Raw genomic sequence first — 14,372 nt, forward strand, 5'->3', positions numbered from 1 at the left:
GTGCAGCTTTTTTCTATGTCAAATGGCACTTGATTTCCCATTAATTTCCTATATGATTGAATATTAGCACATTGGCTTTGAACACATACGAGGAGGTAACGATGGCCTACACACGTTTAATTGTATTGGTGATGGTGTTTGAAGTACTGATCTCGGCTCTAGTTGGTCTTGGCATTTATTGGGGGTTTTCTATTTTTCCCTATTCTCCGTCACCGATAACAACAACTGCTGCTTCTATGGGGACAGTCGGGTTTAACGCAACGATTCCTTTATATATGCCTTCGCTCAAGGATCTGAAAATTCCCTACACGTATCTTCAGGTCGGGACAAACGCATGGGGACTCTCAGCCTTCTTGGTATCAGCTGCTGTAATGGGATTGCAGAGCTTTGTCCGAGGCATGTACCTTGGAGGTCTGAAGGGATGGGTTCTGAACCGTAAAGTAGTCCCGCTGTTTGCATGTGGACGCAGGTACTTCGGCGATATGATCGCATGGTCGATTTTTCAAATTGTGATTGGCGCGTTGACTTTATTCCTTGGTGCTGCATTTTTTCCGTTAGGGCTCTTATTGATCATTGCGATGATGTTTTACTCACTTACACCGTATCTGATTGTTCTCCAAGATCTCACTTTTTTTGATGCATTGGCGAAAGCGCCTCGCATGTTACGGCGTTATCTCGGCACATTGCTGCCTCTTGCCCTGTTTGCCATGCTATGCACGCTAATGATCAGCCTCTTACAATCATTTACTCCCCCTTGGGGATATGTGGTACCGTTGCTCGCTTACGCATGCATTGGAACCTTGCTGATTGGCTCGCTTATGAGTCGACTTGCCGTCAAGCTAAGGCTGGACCACGAACCGGCTACGGAACTGCCATTCAGCGAGGTCCTTACTCGTAGAATTGTAAATGTTATGATTGTTTTGCTCGTGCCGGTACTTGTTGCTGGAGGTAGCTTCGTTGCTGCTGGCAGGCACTTAAGTGCGTTGGATTGGGGGAGTAAAGAGCGTCTCGAAGGTATCTCCTACAATAATAACTTCTCTGATGTCTTTTATTTATCCGAGCATCAGTATACAGCTTATGAGTGGCAGACCAAAGATTACCACATCGAAATAAAGCTTCCAGACTTATCGGAATCGAAACCTGATGAACTGCGAGGTGTAGCCGACATTTCGTGGCAGGTGAATAAGGAAGTCCGCATCGACAATGGGAATTCAACCTATATGTCGGCACAGTCGAGCGTTGAGAAGGATCGAATCATGTATCGTCTTGTCAAGGAGACAGCTGCTGACGGCAGCATCTACTATTCCAGTCTAAATGGTTCTTCTGCGATCCTTCCTGGCGGGGCGAAGCCGCGTGAGCCATTGTCCATACAAATCATGGTAAGTGAGGACGGTAAGCATGTATTTGTCATGCAATACCCGGCACGTTTTGAAATCTCAAAGGTATTCCGCGTTTCGGAGGATGGCAGGTATTTGATTCCAGCAACTAGCCAAGTAAATCCAAACGATTTTCGTGCTTATTGGTTCACAGCGGAACAGCGTGTGGAGAATCTGTTCGACTTGCTGGTCGCAAAAAACAAAACAAATTATGTAACTACAATTAACCGAGCTTACCTCGCGCTTGCTTGTGCGATGCAGGAAGGAGATGGTCACATGGTCATCAAACTTCTAGACACGATGCGCAAGGCTGGCGTAAATGTGAAAGCACCAGACTGGGACGACGAGACGTGGACATCCAACTTGCGAGGCCGATATCAAGGAGCCAGTTTGGAGAAGACTCTGGAACTGTTGTCAAAAACTGGCGTTCAAGGCGGTTATGAAGGCAAGGAACTCTCGGACCAAAGCAACGAAAAGATCCGCGTTCACCGGTTAGAAGTGCCGTTTCCGGACGGTATGCTGCCAATAACGTATGAGGAATCTAAAGTAGACGGGAAGCTGCTGTCTATCCATGTCATCGACGAAGGAAAAGTGAATTGACATTGGTTCGAATTGGTAAAGGAGCTAAGTGCATGTTTGCGCTTAGCTCCTTTGTTTTTTTGCAAATGCCTTCCGTTTTTGTACATTGTGGTGGTCAAAGATGCTAAAATACAATCAATTTTAAGGAAAACGGCTAAACATAGATATATAAGTGCGAAAGCGCAACCTTTTGGACCGAAAAGGTGCTAAGAAGATGAGTTTCGGCAGAAATAGTTGCACATTTGCAAGCATTTCAGAAAGAGAGATAAATTTGATAAAAAAGGATGCATTTTTGCATGTTTCACAGCTGTATTCACGACAGCTCAAGTATGCAAGCGGCACACAACTAGAGATGCTACTTGATGTCCACAAAAGTTTGCTGACTCGCAGATTGGTACACGGCTTCAACAATCTTCATATCCCTTAGCCCAATGCTCACTGGCACAGGTACAGGCTTCCCAGCTTGAATAGCTTCAACGAAAAGGGCGTGTTGGTTATAGGGATTGTTCTCGAGTTCTACAGTCGAAGGCGTGAAGATGGGATAATGCTCCTCAAAGATCATATTAGGACGGTCATATTGAATAAAAGTACCTTCGAAAGGTGCGTTAAGTTGGGCTTCAACACTGTTATTATCCGTAATTATGATATATCCTTCTGTACCAAATACAGCTAATGAAAACTGGTTACTACAATAGGAGGCTTCTAAGGTTCCTAGCACGCCTTGACTGAACCGACAAGCAACTACAGACATATCGTCACCTCCCACATTCGGCGAAAAGCGATTATGACTAAATGCTGCTAGACTTTCAATCGTATCATCAATAAGCCAAGCAGCCATATTCATGGGGTGTAAGGTTAATTGCACAAAGGCGCCACCGCCTGTCTTCTCTACGGAGCTGCGCCAGTTGTCTGCTTTCATCGTTGGGCCAGAGTTACCTGCACCTCTACATCTGACAGAAGCTACTTGGCCAATCCAGCCTCCTTGAATCATTTTCTTTGCTTCATAGTAGAGCGGGTTGTCAAAAAAACTCATATATAAGCCGGCTTGTTTACTTGATGACTGAGCTGCCTTTACGATTTCTTCTGCTTCCTTCACAGATGGGGCGAGGGGCTTTTGAATCAGGACATGCTTGTCCGCGCGTAAGGCTGCTACTGCTTGAGGTGCATGCAAGAAATTAGGCGTGCTGATATCAAGCATATCAATATGGCTGGACAGCGCATCCTCAAAGCAGGTTGTGAAAGGGACGCCTCCTAACTCTTCTGAAGCTGCTCGAGCAATGTCCTCATTCGTATCAACAAGTAACACGATTTCTGCGCCCTCTATTTGTAAATATCGCTGACGAATTTTTGAAGCCATTCCACCACAGCCAATTAAAGCGACTCTAATTTTGTTTGTGCCCATATGTAATTCCCCCTTAATAAAATTTTCGATCGAGCGGAAAATGTTCGCATTAGTCAACCAATCCGTTTGAAGTAAACAATTTCAGGGTCACCATCATCAAGATTTTCAATCAACCCACTTTTCACGTAGCCAAGTGATTCGCAAATCTTCTGCATAACCTTATTTGAGTCATTCGTTGATGTGAATATTTTCTCAGTGGTACATAGGGTTTCAACATATTTCATAAGCGCACTTGCGAACCCTTGTCTTCTGTATAGAGGATTTACAATCACTAAAGAAATAAAACAATGACCAAAAAACGAGGTATCAAATATCGCAAAGCCTGATATCGTTCCATTTACAATCGAAATCACACATGTTTCATGACCAATTGCTTTCGCAATATAGGCTTTCCTACTTTGAGAACCAATGACCATAGCATCAATCATGCATATGGCATCTAAATCGTAAACCGTCGCCTTTTCGATAATAATCATGCTAATCACCCTTAAACTAAATCGCTTTCAAAAGAAAAAACATGTATCCATATAAAACTGTCATATCAATTGTACCATATGTTGGGATTTACATGGATATATGATGGCATGCAAATATTTTCATTCTTATGGGGAATATTACCTTCGAGTGGAGGTTGAATACTTGTTGAATTTAGTAGCTCGCGTGTTAGGGCTTGTGGCTGCACTAAGTCTACTTTTGGCGCAAACCGTTGGAGCATCAGATGGAGCAGAAGTGTTGGATATTAAAAAAGGGGAGATTATCCTTACTTTAGAGAACTCTCATTCCTTGCAGAGCTTAATCCTGAATGGAATCTTGCGGAACCTTCAGTAAGCTAGCGGCACATTTAATAATAAATGCAAACAAAGCAGGCGCTCTGGCGACCTGCTTTGTTCATTCAACGAACGAGCAGGAAAGCTTCATTTATTCGCGAATAACTCAAGGATGGGAATGGTTGAAGAAGTTAAATAACAAGCTGGAGGAACACATGATAAACATGGATAATATTTATCTCATTACAGACATACCTGGTTATTCGCCGCAAATTAGTCGGTTGCTATCGATGATGAACTATGCAAGGACTACAACCTTACAAGTTACGAAAAATTTATCTGTACAGCAACTAGATTTTTTATTAGATGCGAAGAGTAATTCAATCGGTGCCTTATTGCTGCATTTTGCAGCGGTAGAATACGCCTATCAAGTGGAAACTTTTGAAAAAAGAGAATTGAATGAGGAAGAGATGTTGATCTGGGGGGCAGCTATCCACCTCGGTGATGAAGGACGGGAAAAAATTAAAGATAATGATCTGGATTATTATGTGAATAAATTAAATGAGATCAGAAATCGAACCCTTGAATTGTTTAAAAGCGTGGATGATGACTGGCTATACAAAGAAGAAGAGTTCTGGTATAAAAAACAAGCTAATCATTATTTTATGTGGTTTCACGTCATGGAAGATGAAATCAATCATAGAGGACAGATCAGTTTGATTAAGAAACGAACAAAGGAATAACAGCATAAGAAGGCAGTTGATCCAAGTAGATCGGCTGTCTTTTTATGTTTATATAACAACAATAATATAGTTATATTCGGTAATTATATATTGCAAAACGATAAATTGTAAGTTAATATCAAATTGACAGAGGTTATTTTAAAATACACATGCAGTGAAGATAAAGATCAGAGGAGGTATAACCGTGGACAGTAACAATCGGGTTATCGAACATATGGCCAATCCGCATGAACTGGAGAGAATGTTTAGAAATGAACCCGAAGCTTTTAAACTTTCATTCACATCCGCTTGGGAACAGAATCCTCATTCGGAGGTTCTCGCCGTTTGGCACGAAAGATTGCATTTCAAGGAAACGGTACATACAGAAAAAGCTTTCTTGCTTCAGAAAAATTTTATGTTCATGGGCATTTTAGCAATTCTAGCTGGGATTTTCACAAGGATCATTTTCCATTTTGTCGAACAGGAAGCGATAGCCCCAATTAACCTTGCCTTTGGCATTCTTCCCTTAATGGCGATCTATTTTGTATCGAATAATCGCCCTAAGAAAAATGTGCTTTACACGCTTGGAGCTTTATTCCTAATCTCTTGCGTTTATCTGAATTTGCTGCCATTAGAGCAAACGGACAGTATGATCTTGGCTTATATTCACCTTCCCATTTTCTTATGGGTATTAGTTGGGCTTGCATTTACAGGAAATGAATATGGCAAAGGCAGCACAAGGTTAGCCTACCTTAAATTTAATGGAGAATTCGGCATACTCTACGCGATCATGGCAATTAGCGGAATGCTGCTAACAGGATTAACCATGCAGTTATTTAGATTTGTCGGCATGGATATTTCGGATTTCTATTTCAAAAATGTCGTTCTATTTGGTGCTGCCGCGCTCTCCATTGTGGGTACTTACCTGGTAGCAAGGAACCTTAAGCTTGCTAAAAATATAGCACCCTATATCGCCAAAATATTTAGTCCTCTCGTACTGGCAACTTTATTGGTCTATCTGATAACGGTAATTGGGGTAGGGAAGAATCCATTCTTGGACCGCGATTTCCTTCTTTCCTTCAACGGAGTACTTCTTATTGTATTGGTCGTCACCATTTTTTCCATCACCGAAAGCGGCACAGACGAGAAAAAGAACATCTCTGATTATATAAATTTTGGCCTCATTGTTTTAGCGCTAATCATTGACAGTGTTGCTTTATCAGCCATCGTGTTCCGGCTTTCTTCTTACGGGATTTCACCCAACAGAATTGCTGTTCTTGGCGTAAACATACTGATCTGGGCCAATCTCATTTGGATTATGCTTTCTTATCTGCGGTTTTTACAAAATAAAACGGGACCCACGTCCATCCAAGATGCCGTTACGAAGTATTTGCCAGTCTACGGGCTTTGGGCAGCTGTCGTTGCGTTTACGTTTCCTTTCATTTTTAACTAAAGAGGGGTTTGGGGAAATAGAAAGAGAGGGAGGCTGCGATAGCCATCCCTCTCTTTGGCGTTCATATTTGTCATGTAATTAGTTCAGTTTGAATCGTACCTGTTCATTTTATTTATCTTTATCATTAAAGTTACCGTGTATTTTCACGGATACGCCAAGACTCGTTACGCCTTCATAGGAAGCGAGAATGATCACATCTCCCTTATCTAATGTGTGCAACACCTGGTTAGAAGCAATCATTGCTTTCTGTGTGTCGTTGGATGTGAACAGAGTGAAAGCAGTTAAGTCAGCCGTACTGCCATCTGCATACGTTCCGATAGCTTTGAGTTGAGCGGTTTCACCGGTTTTAAGCTTGTTAGGCAACCCAACAATTTGCATGCTAACAGGCTTGGCGGGTACGACCTTTACTTCGATCTGAGAAGATTTGCCATTGTAAGTGGCTACTACAATCGTACTCCCCGTTTTAACCGCAGTTAAGGTACCGTCTGGGGATACAGTTGCAACGTCGGGTGCGCTTGAAGTGAAGTTCACGCCAGATACGATGTCAGCACGGGAACCATTTGTATATTCGCCGCTCACTTGCAGCCTTGCAGATTCTCCGGCTTTAAGGACACTAGGTCCAGTTGCTGAAATCTGGGTCAAGATGAGGTTGCTATTGTTGTAATTATGGAATTGCATGTTTGGATAATACGCATTCAAGATTCGATCATAACTCCAGCCCATACCGCCAAGCATCGAGGCGCCGAATTGGCTCATGCCTACGCCATGACCGTTGCCTCCACCAAAGAAGGTTACGCCTGTTGCTGCACCGTTAGCATCTCGAGCAATGTCAAAAGTAAAGAAAGCGGAGTATAGGATGCTTGGATTTTTGAGAGTTGCCGTGGCGTCATAATCTGTCGCACCGCCTTTTGCCCGATACGCTAGGATATCAGATCCTCCGGTATATAATTTACTTGGTCGTATTGTAAATCGGATATTGAATTCTTTGATGATCTTGTACGTACCAGTAGTTCCTTCCACGACAAGTTCAGTAATATTGCCGCCTGCACCTCGTTTGGCGACGTACATGTTTTTGAAGCTTCCGATCCCTTCAGCAGGTATCGCGAGGCTTTGGAACGAGCCGTCTGCTGTGCGTGTCAGAATAAAGTTAGGATCTGCCGCATATCGCAATCCCAAGTTAGCATTGATCGTTTTTTCAAGCTCTTGTTGAGTAAGCCCAACCTTCCAACGGAAATATAAGGAATCGGAATCGTAGCCTTTGTAGGCTAGATTTTTGTAAAATGCGCTAACAGCCGCTTCATCTTGGGTATTCATTTGGAACAGCTTGCTGCTGTCTGCCAAATCAAAGGTATAGCTGCCTGCTGTCAGGTAAGGAAGCGGAGTCCCAGGGAACAGATTAGTTACAGTGTCAGACCAAACTTCATGTTTGGAAGCACCGAACCCGCCTGAAGTGGAATAGAAGCGGGCGTCAACCAAGTCTTGACCGCTCTTCATGATTTGGCCAGCCGTCTCGTTGATCGCTTGCGTAGTCAATGTATTCTCTGCTGAATTGTTATACACTTGGCTTAGCGTGCTATCATCAATATGAAAGCTTTGATCTGCGAAACGGTTGGAGACATAATCGGTCAGTGCATACGTTCTTGCAGCTACAGCTTGTGCCTTCAATGCTTCCAATCCAAAACTAGCAGGCATTTCACTAGGAACGACCTGATACAAGTATTCTTCCATGCCTACTTCATTAACTACGCGCAGCTTATCTTTGCTCGGGTTCAAGGATAGTTCCATGACACCGCGATATTGAGGAGGCGTGCTTAGCGCTCTTTTTATCGAGGATAGTTCCAATTTCTGTGTGGGGCTAGAAGGTATGGCATAGAGTCTATTAGCTGTCGTATAAACATCTACACCACTCACAGTTACTTTCATTTTACCGTTGTCAGGGGTAACGGAAAGCAAGCTTCCTGCTGGAATGTCTAAGGTATGCTCAGAAATTTTATCTAACAGCTGGAAGTTTTGCACCGATTTGAGATCCACTTTGGCGTGGTTCAGCTGAGTCAGATCGGCAATGTTAGAAATATCAAAACGAATCCCGACACGCATCACATTCATCGGAGTTTCGCCTTGAAGAACAATACGGGAAATTTGACCGGCTGTATTCGTATAAACCTCCGCATTTTTCGCTCCGACCATGACGTCGCTCAAGCTTTTGGTAAACCATTGCCCATTCACATTTTGGAGAACATCTGTGTGATCAGCTAATGGAAGAGTGCCCGCGAATTCTAGTTCCAACGTATGATTAGTCATATTTTTCGAAAGGATCTTTTCTTTCAGTGGTGTTGGCTCAATCGTCTCTCCATATACAGTAGGTAAAGCGCTTACAGAGCCGAAAGCTAAAAGCATGCAAAATATGAAAATAAGAGGGCGGAAAACAAATGCTTTCATTTTTTTTACTTCTCCTTCGTGTTGCAAAATTTTGAAATAAAATTTCATGTTGATGAATAAAAATTGATCATTTATGAAATTTTATTCCAAAACTAGTATAACTGGGATTCTTTTACTTGCCCATAAGTCTTTCTAACTAGAAATGATTCGACAAAAAATGAAAAATAGGTCATCTGTTATGTTTTGCGGAAACAAAAAGAAGAACCGGTAGAAAATACCGGTTCTTCTTTTTAAATAAATCATTTACATGGAAGGAAGCTCTATGATAAAATCGAAAAGTCATTTCTATTTATTTTTGATAAAACTATATAGTTAATGCATTTTATCTATACTTAAATTTTAGCATGATGACTTGCAGTTTGTCAAACATTTTTTGTTTTTTCACATAAGACCAAGAAGGAGCGTGTTTGTAAAGATGGAAAACGCGAAGGATTGGCAGCAAGAACAGGAGAGGTTAGATAAGGTTACTGAAAAATTGAGAACGACAATAGAGGAATTGGAACCGGAGGTATCCGGGCTGCGCGATCAAGTGACGGACTTTCGTAAGCGTTTTTGGGAGGAAGTAACGATCAACACCAGCAGTCATGAAGATTTCGAAGAGTCGTTTTACAGTATGAGGCAGCAAGAGGTGCTATTGTCCGAACGGGAGCGCAGTCACCGACAGCGGGTGCAGCGTTTGAAAAGCCTGAAACGGCTGCTTCCGTCTCCTTATTTCGGGCGGATCGATTTTCAAGAGGACGGCATCGGCATTAGCGAGCAGATTTATATAGGCGTTTCGTCCTTCCTTGATGTAGATGGCATAGACTTTCTTGTATACGACTGGCGAACGCCAATCGCAAGCATGTACTACGATTATTCTCCAGGAGCATCTGCCTATGAAACACCAGGAGGACGCGTAGAGGGCGAAATGAAGCTGAAGCGGCAATATCAGATCAGCGACGGTCAGCTGAGAACTGTGTTTGACACCAGCGTAACGATCGGTGACGAATTGCTTCAGCATGTGCTAGGCAAGGGCGCAGATTCACAAATGAAGAGCATTGTGGCGACCATCCAAAGGGAGCAGAATGCGATCATCCGCGACGATACAAGTGCTATGCTCATCGTGCAGGGAGCGGCAGGCAGCGGAAAGACGTCCGCCGCACTACAGCGGGCGGCCTATCTGTTGTATAAGCACCGCGATAAGCTCAAAGCGGATCAAATTGTGCTTTTTTCACCGAATCCGATGTTTAACAGTTATGTATCCACGGTGCTTCCCGAGCTCGGTGAGGAGAACATGCAGCAAACGACGATGCAGGAATATCTGGCTTATTGGCTAGAATCCACGTTCCGTATAGAAAGCCCTTTCGACCAGATGGAATATGTCCTGTCTTCAACGGGATCAGTTGGTTATGAAGCAAGGCTGAGTGGGATTCATTATAAAGCCTCTGAAGCTTTTCTACAGGCACTCCAAGAATATGGGCTGTGGCTGCGTAAGGAGGGGATGCTATTCCAAGGCATCTCTTTCCGTGATGGTGAGTTAATAACCGCGGAACAGATGGAAGCCGAATTTTACAGCTACGACAGCTCACTCCGTCTAGCTAATCGGGTCGCCCTTCTGCAGGAATGGCTGCTGAAAAAGCTAACTTTACTTGAGCGTAAGGAGCAGAAAGCGCAGTGGGTTCAAGATGAACTCGACTATCTCGACAACGAACAATATGCAGAAGCCTACAGCGAGCTGCTTAAGAAGTATAAACAAGAGGGAACCGTCATTCATTTTAACGACCAATATGTGGAAAGGTATGGCGAATCTGAGGCGGAGCAGGAAGGGGAGTACGACTTCGACTTTGAATATGCCATGCAGGAAGAAGAGCTGCTGCGCCAGATGATCGTGAAAGCGTGGTTTAAACCACTGAGGCAGCAGGTAAAACGGTTACTGTTCATCGATATAATGGGACTGTACAATCGATTGTTCGGTGACGCGGCGGCCTATCGGAATATGACGAACGAGACTGACTTACCCGAGCAGTGGGCGGAAATGTGTAAGCAAACACAGGCAAAATTGAGCCAGTTCGAATTGTTCTATGAGGATGCGGCGCCATTTCTGTTCTTAAAAGAACTTGTCGAGGGCAATCGGAGGAACACCGAGGTGAGGCATCTATTCGTGGATGAAGGTCAGGATTACTCGCCGTTCCAATTCTATTTCCTCAAGCAATTATTCCCTCGCGCCCGCATGACGGTGCTCGGGGATTTCAGCCAAGCGATCTTCCCACAGGCGACGAATTTGCACGAGGTGGATTCGCCTTTGAGCAAGCTTTACGGTGAAGGCGAAACTGGCCTAATCCGCCTTGTCCGAAGCTATCGCTCAACCCGCGAGATCGTGGAGTTCACGAAGTCGCTATTGCCGTACGAAGAGATCGTACCTTTTGAGAGGAGTGGCCGTAAGCCGCAACTCATTAAGGTTAGCAGCGGTGAGAAGCGGGCCGTGCGCATAGTAACGGACATCGCGTCACTTCAGGCAGAAGGCTTCGACTCGATCGCCGTCATTACGAGAACCGCAGCCGAAAGCCGTGAGGCTTATGACGTATTGAAGTCACAGGGCTGCGAAGCGCTGCGACTTATTACGAAGGAGACGCTCACTTTCGAGAAAGGCGTCATGATTATTCCCTCTTATCTCGCGAAGGGTGTTGAATTCGACGCGGTATTGGTCTACGATGCGTCTTCACAAACATACGACAGAGAAAGTGAGCGCAAGCTCTTCTATACCGTATGTACGCGCGCGATGCACCGACTTCTTCTTTACTCGACGAGGGAGTGGACAACATTTATTACATCGATGGATCCATCATTATATGAACTCGAGCTGTTAGGATAAATGAAAGTGGAGCCACATTTCTCAGAAATGTGGCTCCATTATTTATTAGGTGGAAATTCCCCAACCCCTATCCATTGAGCAGCTTGTGCCGCTCTAGTTTGGACATGTACGACAAGCCCAAAATGTTTTATTGCAACTTTGATGTGGAGAAGATACAATTTCAAGTAAATTCGTTTGCGGAATGGATGGTGAGCTTGTTTTGAAAATGCCTTTCATTATACGTCTTTTCGATAGTCGCAAAAGTGCTCTTTCAACGATCATCGCCTCCAATTTATTCATCCTATTGATACCGCTTGCAATGGGCCTTTTTCTGTACACGAAGGTGGAACAAAGCTTAGAGAAGAGCTCGACTAGATCCAATGTGGCCATGCTCGAGCAGCTGAAACTGTCACTCGATAACAAATTATCGGAAGTGGATACGTTAATGCGGCAGGTTGTGTTTGATCCGAAGCTGGATTATATGCTTAGAATTCCTGCGAACTCGACGGATGCGGACAAATACGAGTTTATTCAATTCATGCGGGACAAAATGAGCAAATATCACAGTATGACCAGCAGCTTCATTTTGGATTACTATGTATACTTTGCAAGCAGTGATACTATTGTCAAATCGGATTTGGTGACGAACTCTCGTACCTTTTATTCACTCTATTACTCCTATAAGAACATGTCGTACAATGGATGGCTTGAGCTATTGGACAAGGAACATAATATGTCGTACTTGCCGCTTACTTCCGTTTCAAACGGATCAGATTCAATGACCAAAGATGTGGTTACCTATATACAATCTCTACCCATTCATTCGCAATCTCAAAATCTCGGAAGCTTTATCGTATTGATTGACGTCGATCAGGTTAAGCAATTGTTTGCGCAGATGGAATCGGCCAGCCATAGCTTAGTCTACATCATAGATGATGCAGGAAAAACGATTATGAGCAACAGTGAGACACCTTTTCCGTCCGACTTGCTGGCACGTATTCATGGAAGCACGCAGCCATTTGATTACCGATTGGCGAATGTAGATCAAGTGGTATCGGTCACATCGTCGCAAAAAGCGGGCTGGAAATATGTATCTATCATGCCAAACGATGTTTTTATGCAGCAGGTGAATCAAATTCAGAGTTGGTCAATTGGGTTGTTCATCCTATGCTTGATTTGCGGTTTGGTGGCTGTAAGCATTGGGGCTTACCGCACGTACAAGCCACTCCAAAAAACAGTTAACGCAATTATGCGCGGGAAGGAAATGATCATGCGTCCTTCCTCGAATGAATACGAGTTTATTCGGCAAACCGTCGAGGGCTCCATTCATGAAGAGAAAAACCTGCGCATGACCTTAGCACAGCAAGTTCCTTTTATTCGAGCGAACTACTTGTCTCGTCTTCTCAATGGCTATATGGATGTGGATATATCCGTCGAAAACGGAGATCGGCTTCAATTTATGGATTTGAAATTCACAAGCGATAGTTTTGCAGTGCTCATAGTCAAAATTGAAGATGTTCATTTCTTAGGTGAAGAGGATGAACAGCAGTGGGCTCACGCAAGATTTATCGTCTCCAATATCGGTACGGATCTGATTGCGACGAATCATAGAGGCTTCTCGGTTGAGCTCGACCGAGATCGCATTGCGTTTCTCATTAATCTAACGACGAATAAGGAGAGCGTGGCTGAAGCAAATATCCGTGAAATCGCGGAATCCCTCCTCAGTATCACCTCTCAAAGATTCCAGATGGGCATAACCATCGCAGTTGGCGGCATTCATTCGGGTCCAAAAGCGATTCGTGATTCTTACCCGGAAGCACTAGCAGCACTTGAGTATAGGTTGATAGTGGGTAAACAGGCAACGATCCATTTCCAGGATATTCTCGAGGTTAAGCAGCATTATTATTATCCGCTTGAAATTGAGATTCAGCTCATTAATTTTGTCCGCAGCGGTGATATCGAGAATGTTGAAAAGGTACTCGATAAAATTTATTCAATGAATTTCGATTCCAGTCAGATCACACCAGAATTAGGCAAAGCCTTGTTTTTCAATGTGACGAGTACGCTCTTGAAAATTATTAACTCGACGAATACGAATCAGGAGGAAGTACTTGGCGCTGGCTTTGATCCCATCAAAGAAGTGTTCAGTTATCCAACAGCGCAAGGCATGTATACGAAAACCAAGGAGCTGTACGAGACACTTACCGGCTCGTTTAATTTGGAACGATCTGATCACAGTTCACAGCGACTTCAGGAAATCGTTGCTATTGTACACGATAATCTAGATGACTCGAACCTGGGAGTTGCTCAGATTGCTGAACGTATCCAGATGACACCTCAATATTTGTCTACCTTTTTCAAAAAGCATCAAGGACAGAATTTGCTGGATTACATCACAACGAAACGGATTCAACAAGCCAAGCATTTGATGAAGAACAAAGAACTGACGATTGTGCAGATTTCTCAAAGGATCGGTTACAACAATGATGTCGTGTTCATTCGAGCATTCAAAAAGCTTGAGGGTGTGACGCCGGGTAAATACCGTGAGACGATGTTTGCGGAAAGTATCGGCTCAAATTCCTAAAAGGCAGCCTCTTGAGGCTGCTTTATTCATTTGGCAGAGGCAACTGACGATTTCTAATATGGACTGATTATTTCTCTTCAGGCCTGATTTTCTTACTAAAATACAACGGAAATGAGAACTAGACTGTATTCATGCCATAGCTGGAGAAGCATACTTGGAGACAGGTGCTGGATGACGCTCACCGATTCTCAGTACCAAGCAAGCTTAGTGTTACTCATAT

The 14,372-nt window shown here is 43.6% G+C and carries 9 protein-coding genes; 6 read left to right on the forward strand and 3 right to left on the reverse strand.

Annotation, left to right across the window (positions count from 1 at the left end):
• Nucleotides 1-101: 101 nt before the first annotated feature.
• Nucleotides 102-1,976 (forward strand): DMT family transporter, encoded by a 1,875-nt coding sequence (locus AC58QG_RS16810; protein ID WP_497363264.1) that lies wholly within the window; start codon nucleotides 102-104, stop codon nucleotides 1,974-1,976.
• A 334-nt stretch (nucleotides 1,977-2,310) separates the two neighbouring features.
• Here AC58QG_RS16810 and AC58QG_RS16815 read toward each other — a convergent pair whose 3' ends face one another.
• On the reverse strand, nucleotides 2,311-3,357 hold the full coding sequence (locus tag AC58QG_RS16815; RefSeq protein WP_497363265.1) for a Gfo/Idh/MocA family protein: 1,047 nt from the start codon (nucleotides 3,355-3,357) through the stop codon (nucleotides 2,311-2,313).
• Nucleotides 3,358-3,410: 53 nt separating this feature from the next.
• Nucleotides 3,411-3,833, reverse strand: a complete 423-nt coding sequence (locus AC58QG_RS16820; protein WP_497363266.1) for a GNAT family N-acetyltransferase — start codon at nucleotides 3,831-3,833, stop codon at nucleotides 3,411-3,413.
• Nucleotides 3,834-3,996: 163 nt separating this feature from the next.
• Here AC58QG_RS16820 and AC58QG_RS16825 point away from each other — a divergent pair, with 163 nt between their 5' ends.
• The 3 genes from AC58QG_RS16825 (at nucleotide 3,997) to AC58QG_RS16835 (ending at nucleotide 6,299) form a co-directional block, all read left to right on the forward strand.
• Nucleotides 3,997-4,185, forward strand: coding sequence for a hypothetical protein (locus AC58QG_RS16825; RefSeq protein ID WP_497363267.1), 189 nt, complete (start codon nucleotides 3,997-3,999; stop codon nucleotides 4,183-4,185).
• 154 nt (nucleotides 4,186-4,339) lie between these two features.
• A complete protein-coding gene (locus AC58QG_RS16830; protein WP_497363470.1) occupies nucleotides 4,340-4,867 on the forward strand; it encodes a DinB family protein in 528 nt (175 codons plus the stop codon).
• Between the two features lie 184 nt (nucleotides 4,868-5,051).
• Nucleotides 5,052-6,299, forward strand: a complete 1,248-nt coding sequence (locus AC58QG_RS16835; protein ID WP_497363268.1) for a DUF4153 domain-containing protein — start codon at nucleotides 5,052-5,054, stop codon at nucleotides 6,297-6,299.
• Between the two features lie 108 nt (nucleotides 6,300-6,407).
• On the opposite strand, the gene AC58QG_RS16840 is transcribed toward AC58QG_RS16835, so the two are convergent.
• Nucleotides 6,408-8,738 carry a SpoIID/LytB domain-containing protein gene (locus AC58QG_RS16840; RefSeq protein ID WP_497363269.1) on the reverse strand — a complete coding sequence of 777 codons (2,331 nt, stop codon included), beginning with the start codon at nucleotides 8,736-8,738 and terminating at the stop codon, nucleotides 6,408-6,410.
• A 415-nt stretch (nucleotides 8,739-9,153) separates the two neighbouring features.
• On the opposite strand from AC58QG_RS16840, the gene helD reads away from it, so the two are divergent.
• Together helD and AC58QG_RS16850 are read left to right on the forward strand one after the other, a co-directional pair.
• On the forward strand, nucleotides 9,154-11,589 hold the full coding sequence (gene helD, locus AC58QG_RS16845; protein ID WP_497363270.1) for an RNA polymerase recycling motor HelD: 2,436 nt from the start codon (nucleotides 9,154-9,156) through the stop codon (nucleotides 11,587-11,589).
• Nucleotides 11,590-11,770: 181 nt separating this feature from the next.
• A complete protein-coding gene (locus AC58QG_RS16850) occupies nucleotides 11,771-14,152 on the forward strand; it encodes a helix-turn-helix domain-containing protein (protein ID WP_497363271.1) in 2,382 nt (793 codons plus the stop codon).
• Nucleotides 14,153-14,372 lie beyond the last annotated feature (220 nt).

The sequence above is a fragment of the Paenibacillus sp. J22P169 genome, from assembly GCF_059691995.1.

Coding starts and splice junctions, on each gene's coding strand:
- AC58QG_RS16810 (WP_497363264.1), top strand. CDS start 102: ATGGCCTACACACGTTTAATTGTATTGGTGATGGTGTTTGAAGTACTG.
- helD (WP_497363270.1), top strand. CDS start 9,154: ATGGAAAACGCGAAGGATTGGCAGCAAGAACAGGAGAGGTTAGATAAG.
- AC58QG_RS16850 (WP_497363271.1), top strand. CDS start 11,771: ATGGATGGTGAGCTTGTTTTGAAAATGCCTTTCATTATACGTCTTTTC.
- AC58QG_RS16820 (WP_497363266.1), bottom strand. CDS start 3,833: ATGATTATTATCGAAAAGGCGACGGTTTACGATTTAGATGCCATATGC.
- AC58QG_RS16815 (WP_497363265.1), bottom strand. CDS start 3,357: ATGGGCACAAACAAAATTAGAGTCGCTTTAATTGGCTGTGGTGGAATG.
- AC58QG_RS16840 (WP_497363269.1), bottom strand. CDS start 8,738: ATGAAAGCATTTGTTTTCCGCCCTCTTATTTTCATATTTTGCATGCTT.
- AC58QG_RS16830 (WP_497363470.1), top strand. CDS start 4,340: ATGATAAACATGGATAATATTTATCTCATTACAGACATACCTGGTTAT.